Origin of the sequence: Pseudooceanicola onchidii (genome assembly GCF_004959925.1) — a bacterium.
In the GTDB taxonomy this organism is placed as follows: domain Bacteria; phylum Pseudomonadota; class Alphaproteobacteria; order Rhodobacterales; family Rhodobacteraceae; genus Pseudooceanicola; species Pseudooceanicola onchidii.
In genome coordinates this window covers 327,184-339,599 of sequence record NZ_SPUW01000002.1, presented here as the reverse complement: position 1 = coordinate 339,599, position 12,416 = coordinate 327,184, and the positions used below count along the sequence as shown (strand labels likewise).

Annotated in this window: 13 protein-coding genes; 8 read left to right on the top strand and 5 right to left on the bottom strand. The window is 65.4% G+C overall.

The genetic code is table 11. The annotated features are described in order from the left end of the window. Window positions 1–106 precede the first annotated feature (106 nt). From E4S58_RS09560 to E4S58_RS09550, 3 genes are all read left to right on the top strand, one after another. Window positions 107–1,282 (top strand): aminotransferase class I/II-fold pyridoxal phosphate-dependent enzyme, encoded by a 1,176-nt coding sequence (locus E4S58_RS09560; RefSeq protein WP_136636807.1) that lies wholly within the window; start codon window positions 107–109, stop codon window positions 1,280–1,282. A gap of 12 nt (window positions 1,283–1,294) precedes the next feature. Beyond that, entirely contained in the window at window positions 1,295–4,390 is a 3,096-nt protein-coding gene (locus E4S58_RS09555) for a DNA translocase FtsK (protein WP_136636184.1), read from the top strand. 139 nt (window positions 4,391–4,529) lie between these two features. Then, the gene (locus E4S58_RS09550) at window positions 4,530–5,132 is read left to right on the top strand and encodes a LolA family protein (RefSeq protein WP_136636183.1); all 603 of its coding nucleotides are present in this window, start codon (window positions 4,530–4,532) and stop codon (window positions 5,130–5,132) included. A gap of 42 nt (window positions 5,133–5,174) precedes the next feature. Here E4S58_RS09550 and E4S58_RS09545 read toward each other — a convergent pair whose 3' ends face one another. Beyond that, window positions 5,175–5,756, bottom strand: coding sequence for a transglycosylase SLT domain-containing protein (locus E4S58_RS09545; RefSeq protein WP_136636182.1), 582 nt, complete (start codon window positions 5,754–5,756; stop codon window positions 5,175–5,177). Window positions 5,757–5,845: 89 nt separating this feature from the next. Then, window positions 5,846–6,727 (bottom strand): AEC family transporter, encoded by an 882-nt coding sequence (locus E4S58_RS09540; RefSeq protein WP_136636181.1) that lies wholly within the window; start codon window positions 6,725–6,727, stop codon window positions 5,846–5,848. An 85-nt stretch (window positions 6,728–6,812) separates the two neighbouring features. On the opposite strand from E4S58_RS09540, the gene hspQ reads away from it, so the two are divergent. Next, window positions 6,813–7,139, top strand: coding sequence for a heat shock protein HspQ (gene hspQ, locus E4S58_RS09535; protein ID WP_136636806.1), 327 nt, complete (start codon window positions 6,813–6,815; stop codon window positions 7,137–7,139). Window positions 7,140–7,171: 32 nt separating this feature from the next. Here the strand turns inward: hspQ and ggt are convergent, their stop codons facing one another. The 3 genes from ggt to E4S58_RS09520 all read right to left on the bottom strand — a co-directional run bounded on the left by ggt (window position 7,172) and on the right by E4S58_RS09520 (window position 9,902). Continuing rightward, window positions 7,172–8,749, bottom strand: coding sequence for a gamma-glutamyltransferase (ggt, locus tag E4S58_RS09530; RefSeq protein ID WP_136636180.1), 1,578 nt, complete (start codon window positions 8,747–8,749; stop codon window positions 7,172–7,174). A 321-nt stretch (window positions 8,750–9,070) separates the two neighbouring features. Beyond that, window positions 9,071–9,574 (bottom strand): ATP-binding protein, encoded by a 504-nt coding sequence (locus tag E4S58_RS09525; RefSeq protein ID WP_240789515.1) that lies wholly within the window; start codon window positions 9,572–9,574, stop codon window positions 9,071–9,073. Beyond that, window positions 9,564–9,902 (bottom strand): STAS domain-containing protein, encoded by a 339-nt coding sequence (locus E4S58_RS09520; protein WP_136636179.1) that lies wholly within the window; start codon window positions 9,900–9,902, stop codon window positions 9,564–9,566. Before E4S58_RS09520 ends, E4S58_RS09525 begins: the two co-directional genes overlap by 11 nt. Before the next feature lie 84 nt (window positions 9,903–9,986). Between E4S58_RS09520 and E4S58_RS09515 the strand changes: the two genes are divergently transcribed. Genes E4S58_RS09515 through E4S58_RS09500 form a run of 4 tightly spaced genes read left to right on the top strand, consistent with a single transcriptional unit; the run spans window position 9,987 to window position 12,386 of the window. Next, the gene (locus tag E4S58_RS09515) at window positions 9,987–11,159 is read left to right on the top strand and encodes a thiolase family protein (RefSeq protein ID WP_136636178.1); all 1,173 of its coding nucleotides are present in this window, start codon (window positions 9,987–9,989) and stop codon (window positions 11,157–11,159) included. After that, on the top strand, window positions 11,152–11,556 hold the full coding sequence (locus E4S58_RS09510; RefSeq protein ID WP_136636177.1) for a cupin domain-containing protein: 405 nt from the start codon (window positions 11,152–11,154) through the stop codon (window positions 11,554–11,556). The genes E4S58_RS09515 and E4S58_RS09510 overlap by 8 nt, the downstream gene beginning before the upstream one ends. Next, complete coding sequence (locus tag E4S58_RS09505) at window positions 11,557–12,018, top strand: GAF domain-containing protein (protein ID WP_136636176.1); 462 nt, start codon at window positions 11,557–11,559, stop codon at window positions 12,016–12,018. It abuts the gene before it with no gap. Continuing rightward, window positions 12,015–12,386: a GFA family protein gene (locus tag E4S58_RS09500; RefSeq protein ID WP_136636175.1), complete on the top strand. Its 372-nt coding sequence runs from the start codon at window positions 12,015–12,017 to the stop codon at window positions 12,384–12,386. Before E4S58_RS09505 ends, E4S58_RS09500 begins: the two co-directional genes overlap by 4 nt. Window positions 12,387–12,416: the final 30 nt, after the last annotated feature.

Below are 12,416 nucleotides of genomic sequence, written 5' to 3'. Positions count from 1 at the left end.
GCCACAAAGCCCTCTGTGGGTGGGTTCTGCTCTGGACTGGGACACCAGATTTGGATTATCCTGATCCAAACGGGGCGTGAATGATCCCGATCCAGAGGCAGTATTGATGTTCCCCGAGCGGTTTTCGAACCTTCCGGCTTATGCGTTCCCGCGCCTTCGTGCGCTATTGGAGAGCCATGCCCCGGGCGGTGATATCACCAACATGACGATTGGGGAGCCCAAGCACCCCTTCCCCGACTGGCTGCCGCAGGTGCTGGCCGACAACGTCGCCGACTTTGCCGTCTATCCGCCGAACGACGGTTCGCCCGAACTGTTGCAGGCGATTTCCGACTGGATCGCACGCCGCTATGACGTCACGGTGGTGCCCGACCGGATCATGACGCTGAACGGATCGCGCGAGGGGCTATACAACGCCGCCATGGCGCTTTTGCCGGAAACCAAGCGCGGCAAGACCCCGACCGTCCTGATCCCCAATCCCTTCTACCAGGTCTACATGATCGGCGCGCTGTCGGCCGGGGCCGAACCGGTCTTTGTGCCCGCGCTGCGCCAGACCGGGTTCCTGCCCGACTACGGCAGCCTGCCGACCGAGGTGCTGGACCGCGCCACCGCCGCCTACATCTGTTCGCCCGCCAACCCGCAGGGCGTGGTGGCGGACCGGACCTATTGGAAAGACCTGATCGCGCTGGCCGAAAAGCACGATTTCACCATATTCAGTGACGAATGCTATTCGGAAATCTACCGCGACACGCCCCCCACGGGCATCCTTGAGGTCGCGCAGGAAATGGGCGCCGACCCCGAGAAGATCGTGATCTTCCAGTCGCTGTCCAAACGGTCGAACGTGCCGGGCCTGCGGTCGGGCTTCATCGCGGCCGGCCCCGAAAGCATCAAGCGCCTGCGGCAGCTGCGCGCCTATTCCGGCGCGCCACTGCCCCTGCCGTTGCAGCGGGTGGCCGAAAAGTTGTGGGCGGACGAAGACCACGTGGTCAGCAACCGCGCGCTCTACCAGGAGAAATTCACCGAGGCCGACCGCATTTTCAGCGGCGTGCCCGGTTACCAGGGTCCGGAGGGGGGATTTTTCCTCTGGCTGCCCGTGAAGGACGGCGAACAGGCAACGCTGGACCTTTGGACCAAGACGGGGATCCGGGTGCTGCCCGGCGCCTACCTCGCCCGCGAGGTCGACGGCGAAAACCCCGGAAAACCCTTTATCAGGGTCGCAATGGTGACCCCAAAAGAAGAGATGGCGCAGGCGCTGATCACGCTCCGCGATCATCTGTACCAGTGAGGACGAGGCAACATGGCATTTCAGACACGCGGCGGCGATCCCCTGTTCGATAGCGACATGCAGGCATCGATCGAAAAACGCGGCAAGGAACTGGCGGGACTGGTCCTGCTGCTTGTCGGTGTCATGGCCGTGCTGCTGATCGCCAGCTACACGCCCGACGATCCGTCGTGGCTGTCCGCCCATGATGCGCCGGTGCAGAACTGGATGGGCCGTTTCGGCGCCGCCATCGCCGCGCCGATGTACATGGTCATCGGTGGCGGCAGCTGGGGTGTTGCCATCGTCATCCTGGCCTGGGGCCTGCGCCTTGCACTGCACCAGGGCGCGGACCGTGCCGTCGGGCGGCTGATCTTCGCCCCGATCTGGATCGCCCTGCTGTCGATCTATGCCTCGACCATGGTCCCCGATCAGGACTGGTCGCACCGCTTCGGCATGGGCGGCCTGTTCGGTGACACCGTGCTGGGCACTGTTCTGGGCGTCGTGCCGGTCGGCCCGTCCCTGACGCTCAAGATGATCGCGCTGGCGCTGGCCGGGCCGGTCATCGCGCTTGGCCTTTATGTCACCGGCTTCTCGGGTCCCGAACTGCGTCGGATCGGGCGCTACCTGCTTGTTGGCGTGATCATGATCTACGCCTTTCTGATGCGGGCCGCCGGCAAAGGCGCCGTGGGGGCCTTCCAGACCGCCGCGCACCTGCGCCAGATGAACCGCGACCGCAGCGAACGCCGCCGCGCCGCCGCCGCCGCAAATGCCTATGCCACGGCCTATGAGGACGACGACGCGCAGCCCTGGTCGGACGCGGACGAGGAACACTGGGCCGCCCCTGACCCGTCGATGGAACGGCCGCGGATGCGCGACCGGATCCCGTCCCTGATCCGCCGTGCAGAGCCCGAACCCGCGCATCAGCCGATGCCCGAGCCCGAGCTGCTGGAGCTGGAACCGCTGGCCTATGAGCCCGAAGCGCCGGGCAGCGACCGCATCCGCGCCCGCATCGCCGAGGTCGTCCGGTCGCGTGGCGGTGCCGCCCAGCCCGACCCGCAGCCCGCGCCGCCCGCGCAGGACAAGCCGCTGACCCGTGGTCGTGGTCATGGCCCCCGCCCGCTGATCGCCAATACCCTGCGTCGCAGCGAACCACCGCTGACGGCCGCGCCCGCCGCAATGCCCGCCGAACCGCCGCTGACCGCGACGCGCAGCGCTGCACCGGCCCAGCCCGCGCCCGCGCAGGCCACAGCCGCCCCGACCCCGAAACCGGCGCCCGCGCCGATGCAGGCCCAGCCTGTGGCCCAACCGGCGGTCCCGGCAACGCCCCCTGCCCCCCCTGCCCCGCCGCAGGCCGACCCCGTCGCATGGCAGGACGAGGCCGAGACCTATGCCGACGACGGCTACACCTACGACGATGACGCCTATGGGCATGAAAACATGTTCGTCGAAGAGGACAGCCCCGCGCCGCAGCCCGCATCGACCCCCGTTCAGCGCGTGGCCCAGCCCGCCGCCGAACGGCGCAGCGTTGTCCAGCACCAGCCGCGCAAGGCCATCGTGCCTTCGACCCGCGCCAAGCTGGAATCGCAGCCGAGCCTGCAGTTCGACGATCCGCAGACCGATTACGAACTGCCGCCGCTGAACCTGCTGAGCGATCCAAAGAATGTCGAACGCCACGTGCTGTCCGACGAGGCGCTGGAAGAAAACGCGCGGATGCTGGAAAACGTGCTGGATGACTATGGCGTGAAGGGCGAAATCGTCAGCGTCCGCCCCGGCCCCGTCGTCACCATGTACGAACTGGAACCTGCGCCGGGCCTCAAGGCCAGCCGTGTCATCGGCCTGGCCGACGACATCGCGCGGTCCATGTCGGCCCTGTCGGCCCGCGTGTCGACCGTGCCGGGCCGGTCCGTCATCGGGATCGAACTGCCCAACGAAAAACGCGAGATGGTGTCCTTCCGCGAAATCCTGTCGACCCGCGATTATGGCGACGGCAACCAGAAGCTGCCGCTGGCGCTTGGCAAGGACATCGGCGGCGACCCGGTCGTCGCGAACCTGGCCAAGATGCCCCACCTTCTGATCGCCGGGACCACCGGGTCGGGTAAATCCGTGGCCATCAACACGATGATCCTGTCGCTGCTGTACAAGCTGACGCCCGACGACCTGCGTCTGGTCATGATCGACCCCAAGATGCTGGAACTGTCGGTCTACGACGGCATCCCGCACCTTCTGTCGCCCGTTGTGACAGACCCTAAAAAGGCGGTTGTCGCCCTGAAATGGGTCGTGGGCGAGATGGAAGAGCGGTATCGCAAGATGTCCAAGATGGGCGTCCGCAACATCGACGGCTACAACGGCCGCGTCGCGGATGCGTTGTCGAAGGGCGAGATGTTCTCGCGCACGGTGCAGACCGGGTTCGACGACGACACCGGCGATCCCGTGTTCGAGACCGAAGAATTCGCGCCCAAGAAGATGCCCTATATCGTCGTCATCGTCGACGAGATGGCCGACCTGATGATGGTCGCGGGCAAGGAAATCGAGGCCTGCATCCAGCGTCTGGCGCAGATGGCGCGGGCCTCCGGCATCCATCTTGTCATGGCGACGCAGCGCCCCTCGGTCGACGTGATCACCGGTACGATCAAGGCGAACTTCCCCACCCGGATTTCCTTCCAGGTCACGTCCAAGATCGACAGTCGGACGATCCTGGGCGAAATGGGCGCCGAGCAGCTGCTGGGCATGGGCGACATGCTGTACATGGCCGGCGGGTCCAAGATCACCCGCTGCCACGGCCCCTTTGTCAGCGACGAAGAGGTCGAGGAGGTCGTGAACCACCTCAAGGCCTTTGGCCCGCCCGACTATGTCGGCGGCGTGGTTGAAGGGCCCGACGACGACAAGGCGGACGACATCGACCTGGTGCTGGGCCTCAACACCGGCGGCAATACCGACGGTGAGGATGCGCTGTACGATCAGGCGGTTGCGATCGTGGCCAAGGACCGCAAGTGCTCGACCTCCTACATCCAGCGGAAACTGGGCATCGGCTACAACAAGGCCGCGCGCCTGGTCGAGCAGATGGAGGACAACGGCCTCGTCACCCCTGCGAACCACGTCGGCAAGCGCGAGATCCTGGTGCCCGAGCAGTAAGCTGCTTCTGAGCAGACCATAGAGGACGCCCGGCGACACCGCCGGGCCGCCCCCCCCCTGCCCCACTGTTACGGAACACTGACCGCAATGTGAGAGTTGGCCTCTGGTACGTGACACGACCAAGGCCTAATTTCATCGCATGAAACCGCTTCGCATCCTGGCCGCTTCGGCCCTGACCCTTGCCCTCGCCGCGCCTGCCGCCTGGGCCGAGAAACTGTCGCTGAACGATCTGTCGGCCTATCTGAACGGCATCAAGACGGCGCAGGCCAAGTTCACCCAGATTGCCGATGATGGCACCGTGGCGACCGGCACGCTGTATATCGCGCGGCCCGGGCAGATGCGGTTCGAATACGATCCGCCGAACGAATCCTACGTGATCGCCGACCACGGCGCGGTCGGGATATTCGACGCCAAGGGCGACCCCCAGCCCGAGCAATACCCGCTGAACCGGACCCCGCTCAGCATCATCCTCGACAAGACCGTGAACCTGGGCCGCGCCAACATGGTGACCGGCCACCGCGAAGACGGCCCGTCGACCATCGTGACGGCGCAGGACCCGAAGAACCCCGAGTACGGCTATATCGAGCTGGTCTTCACCGGCAACCCGACGCAGCTGCGCCAGTGGGTCGTGCATGACGACAGCGGCACGGCGACGACGGTTGTTCTGGGGGACATGAAGACAGGCGTGCGGCTTGCGCAGAACCTGTTTGATTTCAACATCCAGCGCGATCTCAACCGCTAGGACGGTGTCAACGGGGCAGGCCTTCCCTGCCCCGGCGACGGTTTAACGGTGACGACAGGTCGCCAGCTGGCCCGCGTACATGTAGGACCGCGCCTCGACCCGCTGCGACACGTCGACAAGCCAGGCCTTGGATTTCCAGGTACCGCGGGCATAGCCGGTGTGACCGTCGTGATAGGCCAGGTACTGGTTGCGCGCATCACTCATCGGGATGCCAAGGCGGTCGCGGGTCTTGGTCATGTACCAGCCCATGAAGTCCGTCGCGTCGTTGATGTTGTTGCGCCGGGCGCCACGGTTGCCGGTTTCCTGGCGGTATTCATCCCAGGTGCCGTCCAGCGCCTGGCTGTAGCCATAGGCCGAGGACTGCCGCCCCATGGGAATGACCCCAAGCGCATAGCGATGCGGGGTGCGGGCGTTGCCGTCGAATTTGCTCTCCTGGTGGATCATCGCCATGATGACATGCGTCGGCACGCCCCATTTGCGATGCACGCGCTGGAAGGCCCGGGCATAGGGCTTTCTCTCCTGCAACAGGAGACAGGCGTTGTCCAAATTGCGCGGCGTGCCTTTCGGCCCACCACAGGATGCCACGATCATAAGGATCAGGACGGCGCTCAGCGCTCGTTTCATCTGCTCTTGCCTCGTTCCGATGTGTCTGACGCACGTTTTGCCGGACCATAGCAAATTCGCCCAAAAGGGTGAATCACATTTTGGCAAGGTCAGAGCAGAACCGCCAGCAACAGCGGCAGGTAGGCCACCGACAACAGGGTCGAGGCCACGACCAGCCCCGCCACCGCCTGGCTGTCCGCGCCGTACTTTTCTGCCAGCAGGTACGAGGTCACGGCGATCGGCGTCGCGATCTGCAGGACCAGCACCGCGAAGGCCACGTCATCCAGCTGGAAATACAGGCCGACGCCCCAGGCCACCGCCACGCAGATCACCATCTTGGCCACCGACATGACCACCGCGATCGCCATGCTGCCCGGGGTCAGACGGGCCACCGCGACGCCCAGGGTGATCAGCATCAGCGGAATCGCCATCTGACCGATCAGGTCCAGCGTGTTGGTCAGGAACACCGGCGTCTGCCAACCCTGCCACAGGAACAGCCCGCCCAACACCGTGCCCCAGACCAGCGGTTCCTTCAGCGCCTTGAGAGCGGATCCGCCGCCCGACACGATCCAGATGCCGTAGGTGAAGGACCAGATCGCCATGACCGCAAAGACCACGACCGCATAGCTCAGCCCCGTCTCGCCAAAGGCGAACAGCGCCAGCGGCAGGCCAAGGTTGCCCGTGTTGCCAAAGACCAGCGGCGCCTGGTAGGTCCGCTGGCTGCGTCCCGTCGCCCAAAGCACCAGCGCCACGATCACAGTCAGCGCGCCGTAGGCCACGACCGAGGCCAGCGACAGCGCGGTCAGCGCCTTGGGATCGATCTTGGCCTGCATCAGCGCGACGAAGATCAGGCAGGGCACCGACAGCGTCATCGCAAGGCGCGTGACGAACTCCACCCTGTATTCGAAGCCGGCCTTGACCCAGACAAACCCGATCGCCGCCAAAAGGAAGACTGGCGCGACAATTTCAAGCACTGTAAAGGCGAGTTCCACAGAGTGTTTCCTTAATTTCCGGTTACTTTGTTGGACTCTTACCCGGTCCTGTTGGTATTAACACACTCAAGGGGCTGAATTTATGATGCTGAAGACTCGCGCCAAATATCATTTGGGCCAAGTGGTCCGCCACAAGAAACATCCCTTCCGGGGTGTAGTCTTCGATGTGGACCCGGAATTCAACAACACTGAGGAGTGGTACGACGCCATTCCCGAAGATGCGCGCCCGTCGCGCGAACAGCCCTTCTATCACCTGCTGGCCGAAAACGACCAAAGCTACTACGTCGCCTACGTGTCGGAACAGAACCTGGTGGCCGATTATTCCGGCGAACCGGTCGACCATCCCGACATCCCCGATCTGTTCGGCCCGTTCCAGGACGGGGCCTATCCGCTGCACTTCCAGCTGAACTGATAGAAAAAGGGGCCCCGCAGGGCCCCGTTTCATTAGTACCCGATGGCACAGCCATCCTTGCGATGGTCCGACCCGGCCTCGAGAAAGCCGTTGTCGTGGATCCGGATCGCCTGGCTGCCGCCGATCGGCGTGCCCGGGTCTTCGACCTTGTGGCCCATGTCGGCCAGGGCCTGCCGCACCTCGGGCGCATAGCCGCGTTCGACGGTCAGGGTGTCACCTTCGGCAAACAGGCGCGGGCAGTCCATCGCCTCCTGCGGGTCCATGCCGAAATCGACGATGTTGGACAGGAACCGCGCGTGGCCGGTCGCCTGGTAGGCCCCGCCCATGACGCCGAAGGGCATGATGACCTTGCCACCCTGCTTGAGCATGCCCGGAATGATCGTGTGCATTGGACGCTTGCCCGGCGCCATCTCGTTCTCGTGGCCGGGGGTCAGACTGAAACCGGCGCCCCGGTTCTGCAGCATGATGCCGAACTTGTCGGAACAGATGCCCGAGCCAAAGCCATGAAAGACCGAATAGATCAGCGATACGGACATGCGGTCGCGATCGACCACGGTGATATAGACCGTGTCCTTGTGCACCGCCTCGGCGCCCTGGATCAGGGTCGCGGTGGCCTTTTTCCGGTCGATCAGCGCGGCCAGTTTCCGTGCCGTGTCCAGATCGAGCATGTAGTCGAGCTGCGTCATGTGGTCGGGATCGGCGACAAAGCGGTTGCGCGCGTCATAGGCCAGGCGCGTCGCCTCGGCCTCGATATGCGCGCGTTCGGCCCCACGCGGATCCATCGCGGCGATATCGAACTGCGCCAGCATGTTGGCCAGCAGGATCGCGGTGGCGCCCTGCCCGTTCGGCGGGTGCTCCCACAGCTCAGTCCCGTGGTAGTCGCCATGGATCGGGTCGGTCTGCATGCCGGCGTGCTGGGCCAGGTCGTCCAGCTCGTGCGGGCCGCCCAGTTTCTTGAGCGCGTCGATGATGTCCTCGGCCACCTCGCCCTCGTAAAAGGCCTTGGCGCCGTCCTTGGCCAGTCGCCGCAGCACCTCGGCCTGGCCCGGCATTGCCAGCCGGTCACCGGGTTTCGGCGCCCGCCCCCAGGGCAGGAAATGCCTGCGCGCGGTGTCGGTCATCTTGTCGGCAAGCTGCGCGTAATCCGCCGTCACGCGGGACGCCATTGCCACACCCTGATCGAAATAGCGGATCGCGGGGGCCAGCACCTCGTCCATGCCCTTGCGACCCCAAAGGGCGTTCATCCGGAAGAACCCGTCGACCGCGCCCGGCACCGTAACGGCCAGAGGGTCGGTCAGCGGCACGGTGGCGTGGCCCTGATCGCGCAGCACCTGCGGGTCGGCCTTGGCCACGGCGCGGCCAGATCCGTTGAAGGCATGGATGTCGTCGGTTCCGGCAGGCGAGATCAGCGCAAAGCAATCGCCGCCCAGCCCGCACATATGCGGTTCGGTCACACCCAACAGGACCGCGCCTGCGATGGCCGCGTCCAGCGCATTGCCACCGTCCTTGAGCATCTGGACCGCAGCCTCGGCTGCAATGGGGGACGATGTGGCGCAGACGCCGTGTTCTGCCCAGACGGGCGAACGGCCCGGAAGTTGAAGATCGCGCATGGTGCCTCCCTCGAAGTTGTGGGGACCATAGGCGTTTCCGATTTGGGGGGGAAGTAGACCTCGGCGCCGCGTACTGGGTGGGGGCTGAATTGACGCGACGCCGAGGGAAGCCATGCAGCTACCCTTACTGTATCGCGGTCAACTCGGGCGCTCATGCGGAGCGTTTCGGGCCATTTTGAGAATTCTCGAGGATCTTTGACCTTACCCGCGCCACATTCCTTTCACGCAACCTGACGCGGATGCGATTCCCCGGCCTGATCGCGACAATCCTGCGATTTTCGGACGATTGACCCGGAATGGAGATCAATTCAGGCAATCAGGTCAATCGCCCGGCGAATCCCCGCCGCCGACCACCATGCGGAAGGTCAGCACGTTCATCCCGCGTTCGCGCCGGTAGACGATGTTGTGCGCCAGCCCCACGATCAGGAACCAGCCGAATCCGCCCTCGGGCACCATGGCGGCATGGTCTGAGGCCCTGCGTTCCAGCGTCAGGGGAATCTTGCCATCAGGCATGGCGCGCCCCGCATCGGCGATGCGCACGTGCAAACCGCTGCGCCCCAGGGTCCACCACAGCTGGATTTCACCCGACGCATCGCCCAGGTAGGCATGTTCGACGATATTGTTCAGCACCTCGGCCAGGACCAGTTCGACCGATCCAAGTTCCTCGACCGTAAGGCCCTGTTCGCCCAGATCGCCCACGACGGTTCCCAGGGCATCGCGCACGGCCATCAGGTCGGCCCGCAGGATCAGTGCCGGGGCAAGCCCCCGCACCATCGGTTGACTGGACACCGTCCCGCCGTCGCGGGTCATGGGGTCAACAGGCATGGTCGCGTTTGGCCTCCGCCGCCGTGTCGTGAATGGTGAAGACCGAATCCATCCGGGTCAGCCGGAACACCCGGTCCACATTGGGCATCAGGTCGGCCAGTTCCAGAACCGCCCCATCGGGCAGTTGCTTCATCGCCGTGACGATCGCGCCAAGCCCGCTGGAATCGATGAATTCGACCCCCGCGAGGTTCAACACCACCCGACCCGTCGCGCCATCTGTCAGGTCGCGCATCCGGTCCTTGAACCGGATCGCCACGGCGGCGTCGATACGTGGTTCATCCACATGGATCAGCAGGACATCCTGCGTCATTTCGGCATTCAGTTTCATAGCGTCCACTCCACACTCCTCAGGCGGACCCTAGACGCCAATCCTTACCATCCGGTATTCAGTCCCCGACAAGGGAGGATCATCATGCAGGATGTCGTGATCGCGGGCGCCGCCCGCACAGCCATGGGCGGCTTTCAGGGCGCCTTCGACGGGGTCGAGGCCGCAACGCTTGGCGGCACCGCCATCCGCGCGGCCCTGGACGGGGCAGGCAACCCGAAGGTGGACGAGGTCCTGATGGGCTGCGTCCTGCCTGCAGGCCAGGGGCAGGCCCCGGCACGGCAGGCCGGCTTTGCCGCCGGTCTGGGTGAAGAGGTCCCCGCCACCACGCTGAACAAGATGTGCGGGTCCGGCATGAAAGCCGCGATGATGGCCTGGGATCGGCTGGCGCTTGGTCAGGCCGAGGTGATGGTCGCGGGCGGCATGGAATCGATGTCGAACGCCCCCTACCTGCTGCCCAAGATGCGCGGCGGCGCGCGGCTGGGCCATGCCGAGGTCAAAGATCACATGTTCCTCGACGGGCTTGAGGACGCATATGACAAGGGCCGCCTGATGGGCACCTTCGCCGAAGACTGCGCCGAGGCCTTCCAGTTCACCCGCGAAGCGCAGGACGACTATGCCCTGCGGTCGCTGCAGAACGCGCTGGACGCGCAGAAATCCGGTGCCTTCGACGGTGAAATCGCCGCCGTGACCGTGAAGACCCGCAAGGGAGAGGTCGTGGTGGGCGAAGATGAACAGCCCGGCACCGCGCGCCCCGAGAAGATCCCGCATCTGAAACCCGCCTTCCGCAAGGACGGCACGGTGACGCCTGCCAATTCCTCGTCCATCTCGGACGGGGCGGCGGCGCTGATCCTGGCCACTCGCGACGCGGCCGAAGCACAGGGCCTGCCGATCCGCGCCCGCATCCTGGGCCACGCCAGCCACGCCCAGGCCCCGGCCCTGTTCCCAACCGCCCCCGTCCCTGCGGCGCAGAAGCTGCTGGACCGGATTGGCTGGACCAAGGACGACGTCGACCTGTGGGAGGTGAACGAGGCCTTCGCGGTCGTGCCCATGGCCTTCATGCACGAGATGGGGCTGTCGCGCGACGTGGTGAACGTCAACGGCGGCGCCTGTGCCCTTGGCCACCCGATCGGCGCCTCGGGCGCGCGGATCATGGTCACCCTGCTGAACGCGCTGGAAAAGCGTGGGCTGAAACGCGGGATCGCCGCCATCTGCATCGGAGGGGGTGAGGGCACCGCCATCGCCATCGAACGTGTCTGATCCGGCCCCGATTCACCTGCCCGCACGCGGCGGACGCAGCTATGACTGCGGCCGCCTGACCGCGCATTTCAAGGCCGACGGAGCCGAGACCGGCGACCGCTATGCCGTGTCCGAGTGGGTGATGCAGCCCGGGTTCACCGGCGTCGGTGCCCATTCGCACGACGCCAATGACGAGCTGTTCTTCGGCACCGAAGGCACCTTCGAGATCCTCGTTGGGGAAGACTGGCGCCCGATGAAGCCCGGTGATTTCATCCGCGTCCCCGCCGGGGTCACCCATGATTTTCGCAACCTCGGCGACGCCCCGGCCGCGCTTCAGAACGTCTTTCTGCCCGGTGGATTCGAACCGATGATGCCGCAGATCGTGCAATGGTTCGCCGACAATCCGGAGGGGCCCTGAATGCCCGACTATCCCGCCCTTGCCCGCACCATCGCCTCGCTGACCGAGGGCGAGACCGACACCGTCGCGCTGATGGCCACGCTGGCCTGCGAATTGCACCACAGCGACGATCGTTTTGACTGGACTGGGTTCTACCGCGTGACCGAACCCGGGCTGCTGAAGATCGGCCCCTATCAGGGCGGGCACGGCTGCCTTGTCATCCCGTTTTCGCGTGGGGTCTGCGGCGCGGCGGCGCGCACTGGCGAAACGCAGTTGGTGCCGGATGTTGATGCCTTCCCGGGCCATATCGCCTGCGCGTCCTCGACCCGGTCCGAACTGGTGATCCCGGTGCGCGATGCCTCGGGCGCCGTGATCGCCGTGCTGGACATCGACAGCGACCAGCCCGACGCCTTCACCGAAACCGATGCGACTGAGCTTACCGCGATCCTCGACGCGACCTTCGCGGCGCGCGACATCCAGTGAGGACTGGATCCTGCCTGTGCGGCGCCTGCACCTTTCGGGTCGACGGCCCGGTGCGGGGTGCCTCGGTCTGTCACTGCAGCCAGTGCCGCAAGATGTCGGGCCATACCTGGTCGTCGGCCTTCGCCCCGGAAACGGCGGTGACCATCAGCGGGCCGGTCAGCTGGTTCGAAGCCTCGGCCACGGCCCGGCGCGGGTTCTGCCCGACCTGCGGATCCTTCCTGTTCTGGAAAGCGCATGATGAGGACACGCTGAGCTTTGCGCTTGGCGCGCTGGACGGCCCGACGGGCCTGCGGTTGGAAAAGCACATCTTCACAGCCGACAAGGGCGATTATTACGACATCACCGACGGGCTGCCGCAGACGCCCTGACCCCTGTCCCGGATCGAGGCCCGGCTTTCC

Coding starts and splice junctions, on each gene's coding strand:
- E4S58_RS09555 (WP_136636184.1), top strand. CDS start 1,295: ATGGCATTTCAGACACGCGGCGGCGATCCCCTGTTCGATAGCGACATG.
- E4S58_RS09525 (WP_240789515.1), bottom strand. CDS start 9,574: ATGCCTGTTGACCCCATGACCCGCGACGGCGGGACGGTGTCCAGTCAA.
- ggt (WP_136636180.1), bottom strand. CDS start 8,749: ATGCGCGATCTTCAACTTCCGGGCCGTTCGCCCGTCTGGGCAGAACAC.
- hspQ (WP_136636806.1), top strand. CDS start 6,813: ATGCTGAAGACTCGCGCCAAATATCATTTGGGCCAAGTGGTCCGCCAC.
- E4S58_RS09560 (WP_136636807.1), top strand. CDS start 107: ATGTTCCCCGAGCGGTTTTCGAACCTTCCGGCTTATGCGTTCCCGCGC.
- E4S58_RS09515 (WP_136636178.1), top strand. CDS start 9,987: ATGCAGGATGTCGTGATCGCGGGCGCCGCCCGCACAGCCATGGGCGGC.
- E4S58_RS09520 (WP_136636179.1), bottom strand. CDS start 9,902: ATGAAACTGAATGCCGAAATGACGCAGGATGTCCTGCTGATCCATGTG.
- E4S58_RS09545 (WP_136636182.1), bottom strand. CDS start 5,756: ATGAAACGAGCGCTGAGCGCCGTCCTGATCCTTATGATCGTGGCATCC.
- E4S58_RS09550 (WP_136636183.1), top strand. CDS start 4,530: ATGAAACCGCTTCGCATCCTGGCCGCTTCGGCCCTGACCCTTGCCCTC.
- E4S58_RS09505 (WP_136636176.1), top strand. CDS start 11,557: ATGCCCGACTATCCCGCCCTTGCCCGCACCATCGCCTCGCTGACCGAG.